Origin of the sequence: Pseudarthrobacter albicanus (assembly GCF_018224015.1) — a bacterium.
In the GTDB taxonomy this organism is placed as follows: domain Bacteria; phylum Actinomycetota; class Actinomycetes; order Actinomycetales; family Micrococcaceae; genus Arthrobacter; species Arthrobacter albicanus.
The window spans coordinates 1-3,902 of sequence record NZ_JAGPOT010000124.1 but is presented as its reverse complement, the minus strand read 5'-3'; the positions used below and the strand labels follow the sequence as shown (position 1 = coordinate 3,902).

At 66.2% G+C, this 3,902-nt stretch carries 3 protein-coding genes; 2 read left to right on the top strand and 1 reads right to left on the bottom strand.

Translation table 11 applies throughout. The features are described 5' to 3' along the window. Positions 1–522 (top strand): ABC transporter ATP-binding protein (locus J9611_RS20150; protein WP_211882868.1); only part of this gene is annotated, 522 nt, incomplete at its 5' end. A 175-nt stretch (positions 523–697) separates the two neighbouring features. Here J9611_RS20150 and J9611_RS20145 read toward each other — a convergent pair. Beyond that, positions 698–2,104: an FtsW/RodA/SpoVE family cell cycle protein gene (locus J9611_RS20145; protein WP_211882867.1), complete on the bottom strand. Its 1,407-nt coding sequence runs from the start codon at positions 2,102–2,104 to the stop codon at positions 698–700. A 369-nt stretch (positions 2,105–2,473) separates the two neighbouring features. On the opposite strand from J9611_RS20145, the gene ftsW reads away from it, so the two are divergent. Further along, entirely contained in the window at positions 2,474–3,790 is a 1,317-nt protein-coding gene (gene ftsW / locus J9611_RS20140) for a putative lipid II flippase FtsW (RefSeq protein WP_211882866.1), read from the top strand. Positions 3,791–3,902: the final 112 nt, after the last annotated feature.

Sequence of the window (3,902 nt, the reverse complement as noted above, 5' to 3'; positions counted from 1 at the left end):
CACCCCGGCGGCGGCCAGATCCATGTCGACGGGACCGACGCGAAGACCCTGAGCGGACGCAACCTCAACGCGCTGCGGAATTCCATGTTCGGCTTCGTGTTCCAGCAGTTCTTCCTCAACACCGCCTCCAGCGTGCTGGAGAACGTCGTTCTCCCGCTCAAGATCGCCGGCGTCGGGACCCGTGAACGGCGGGCCCGCGGAATGGCCGTCCTGGAACAGCTCGAACTGGCCGACAAGGCCCGCAACAAGGCCGGCAACCTCTCCGGGGGCCAAAAACAACGGGTCGTGATCGCCAGCGCCCTCGTCAACACCCCGCAGGTCCTGTACGCGGACGAGCCCACCGGGAACCTGGACACCACCACCGGGCGCATCGTCGAGGACATCCTGTTCGACCTCAACGCCAACCACGGCATCACCCTGATCACCGTCACCCACGACCACGACCTGGCCGCCCGCTTCAACCGCCGTCTGTATATCCGCGACGGCCTGCTGATCACCACCGACGAGGAGCACGCGGCATGAAACCCCTCGAAATCCTGAAGACCGCCATCACGAACAGCTTCCGCAGCAAACTGCGCACATCGCTGACCATCCTGGCCATCTTCGTCGGCGCGTTCACCCTGACCATCACCAACGGCCTGGGCACCGGCATCTCAAACTGCATCGACGCCCTGCGCTGGCGGTTCCCGGGCCTCGTTCAGCGGCCGCGTATGGAAGCTGCCAACCCTTCCCGGTCCCGTCTGGTCCCGGGTTCGTTGAGATCTGATGGGAGCGGGCCGGTTGCGTGGGGTCTGCGGGCGGCGTCGCTGATGCGCAGCAGCAGGGCAACGATGATCCAGTTCGCCAGCAGGGAGGATCCTCCGGCGGAGAGGAACGGGGTGGTCAGGCCGGTGAGCGGGATCAGGCGGGTTACTCCTCCCATGATGATGAAGCATTGCAGTGCCATGGCGAAGGACAGGCCGCAGGCCAGGAGTTTCCCGAAGGGGTCCCGGGTCCCCAGGGCGGCCCGGAAGCCGCGGGTGAAGAGCAGCATGTACAGCGCGACGATGGCGAACAGCCCGATGAGGCCCAGTGCTTCCCCGAGGGAGGCGATGATCATGTCGCTGTTGGCGAACGGCACCAGGTCCGGGCGGCCGAGACCGAGTCCCTCTCCGACCAGGCCGCCGGAGGCCATCCCGAACAGGCCCTCGACAATCTGGGCGCTTCCACCCGGGAACCGGGCGAAGACCTGCGGGTCAAAGGCGTTGATCCAGGCGTCGATGCGCAGACGGACGTGGGGAAAGATGTTCGCGGTCGCGTAGCCGCCGGCGGCCATGAGGACCAGGCCGAGGAGCAGCCAGCTGGCCCGGCTGGTGGCGACGTAGATCATGACCATGAACAGGCCGAAGAAGAGGATGGACATGCCCAGGTCGTGCTGGAAGACCAGTACTCCGACGCTGGCCGCCCAGGCGGTAACCATGGGTCCCATGTCCTTGACCCGCGGGAATTGCAGGGGCCCGATTTTCCTGCCGGCCAGCAGGATCAGATCCCGGTTGGCGGAGAGGTATCCGGCGAAGAAGACGGCCAGCGTGATTTTGACGATTTCCCCGGGCTGGAACTGCAGCGGGCCCAGACGGATCCACACGTTGGCGCCGTTGATGTCCCCGGCGGAAACGCCGGGGACCAGCGGCAGGATCAGCAGTAAGGCACTGACGGCCAGGGCAATGAACGTGTACCGGCGCAGCATGCGGTGGTCTTTGAGGAACCACAGGACGGCGGCGGCGATGAGGACGGACACGGCCGTCCACTTGAGCTGGTTGGCCCCGGCGTCGGTGCCGGTGGCCGCATCCAGGCTTTGGATCATGGCGATGCCGATTCCGTTCAGCGCCACCACGATCGGAAGGATCACCGGGTCCGCGTAGCTCGCCCGCACCCGCAAAACAACATGGAACACCACGGCCAGACCCGTCAGGGTTCCGGCCTGGAACCAGAACCCTGTACCGAGGGCCTCATTCCTGTCCAGGCTGACCATCGCGCTGGCACCGGTCCCGATGAACAGAGCCACAAGCAGCAGGAGGGCCTCGACATTCCGGCGCGGCTTCGCGACGTCCAACTGCTGACTCATGTACTGCCTCTTTCCGGGTGGGGAACACTTGTCGGGGCCTGGTTGCCCGGCGGTTGACCGAGCAGAATGAGCCAGGTTGGTGACGTCGTCTTCGGATCGCGGCAGCAGGCCTCGGACAGGCCCCATTCTACTAGGGACCGGCCCGCGGCTCTGATGGCCCGTCCTCCCGCAGACGCGGGGTCGGATTACCGGGAATTCCTGTTTCCCTGCCGCGGCCCGAACCGGGGGATTCCCTCCGACACGCACGCGCAACGCCTGTGGTCGGCCATGGGGACGGCCGGCGGACGTATCGTTTTTGGGTGCCGAGTGTCCGCGCGACGGACCGGGGCGGGGACCAGAGCCGGACGGAAGCCATGGAGCAAAGAGACGATGACCGCAACCAAGAAGCCGCTGCCGCACAACAACCTGTGGAGGCCCTCGGGCGGCCGCGTCAGACGGTGGCTGGCGGACGAATCCAGGGACCGAAAGCGGCCGGTGATCCTGGCCGTTGTTCTGACCCTGGCGGCGGTCGGTCTGGTCGAGGTCGCCTCGGCCTCGTCGGTCGAGTCCGTCGCGTCCGGGGCCAACCCCTATGAGCTGCCCCTGAAACAGGGCATGTGGACCCTCGCCGGGATCGTCACCATGCTCGTCCTGGCAAGGCTCCCTGTCCGTCGCATCCGGAAACTGGCATGGCCCATGCTCATCGGCGCGCTCATGGCCCTCGGACTGGTGTTCACGCCCTTGGGCATGACGGTGAACGGAAACAGGAACTGGCTGAACGTGGGCGGCTTCACCGCCCAGCCCTCCGAGTTCGCCAAACTCGCGCTCATCGTCTGGGCCGCCTCCGTCCTTTCCCGCAAACAGACATTACTGGGTCAGTGGAAGCATGCCGTCATCCCCCTGCTGCCCGCCGGAGCGGTCATCATGGCCCTCGTCGCCCTGGGCCATGACCTGGGCACGACCCTGATCATCATGATCATCCTCGCCGCCACCCTGTTCTACGGCGGCGTGCCGATGAAAGTCATCGGGGTCGCCGCGGGGGCGTCCGCCGTGGCGGCACTGGCACTGGCAGCAACCAGCGGTAACCGCATGGGCCGGATTTTTTCCTGGCTCGGCGCGGGCTCCCCGGAAGACTCCCAGGGACTGGGCTATCAGGCCCTGAACGGCCAATACGCGCTGGCCTCCGGCGGCTGGTTCGGCGTGGGGCTGGGACAAAGCCGCCAGAAATGGAACTGGATCCCCGAAGCCCACAACGACTTCATCTTCACCATCCTGGGCGAGGAACTCGGCCTTGCCGGCGCGCTCCTGGTCCTGGGACTCTTCGCCATACTGGCCGTCGCCGTCTTCAAAACCATCGCCCGGACAAAGGACGTCTTCGCCCGCGCCCTTTCGTGCAGCGTCATCACCTGGATCATCGGACAGGCCATCATCAACATCGCCATGGTCAGCGGGATGCTCCCCGTCATCGGCGTCCCGCTGCCCTTCATCTCCTACGGCGGCTCCGCCATGGTCTCGTCCCTGGCCGGCATCGGCATGATCCTCGCCGTCACCCGCACCAACCAGAAACCCGACGACGCCCCGACGTCCCGGGGAACGACCGCGAAGCCGTCGGCCCCGCAACCGGCCCGGACCTCCTACGTCCCGAGCCGCATCCGCCAACTGGGCCCCGTGGTGCGGGGGCCGGGTCCATCTTCAAAAAGGCCTTAGAGCCTGTTCCTAAACCTGCTTGGCCAGCCGCTTGCTGGTGATTCTGATCATGGTCCACCGGACCATGGCCTCGTGGTGGGCCGGCAGCCGTTCGTAGTCACGCACGCATCGC

What these genes read in the sequence shown, in the direction of transcription:
- J9611_RS20145 (WP_211882867.1), bottom strand. Translation starts at nt 2,104, where the DNA reads ATGAGTCAGCAGTTGGACGTCGCGAAGCCGCGCCGGAATGTCGAGGCC.
- ftsW (WP_211882866.1), top strand. Translation starts at nt 2,474, where the DNA reads ATGACCGCAACCAAGAAGCCGCTGCCGCACAACAACCTGTGGAGGCCC.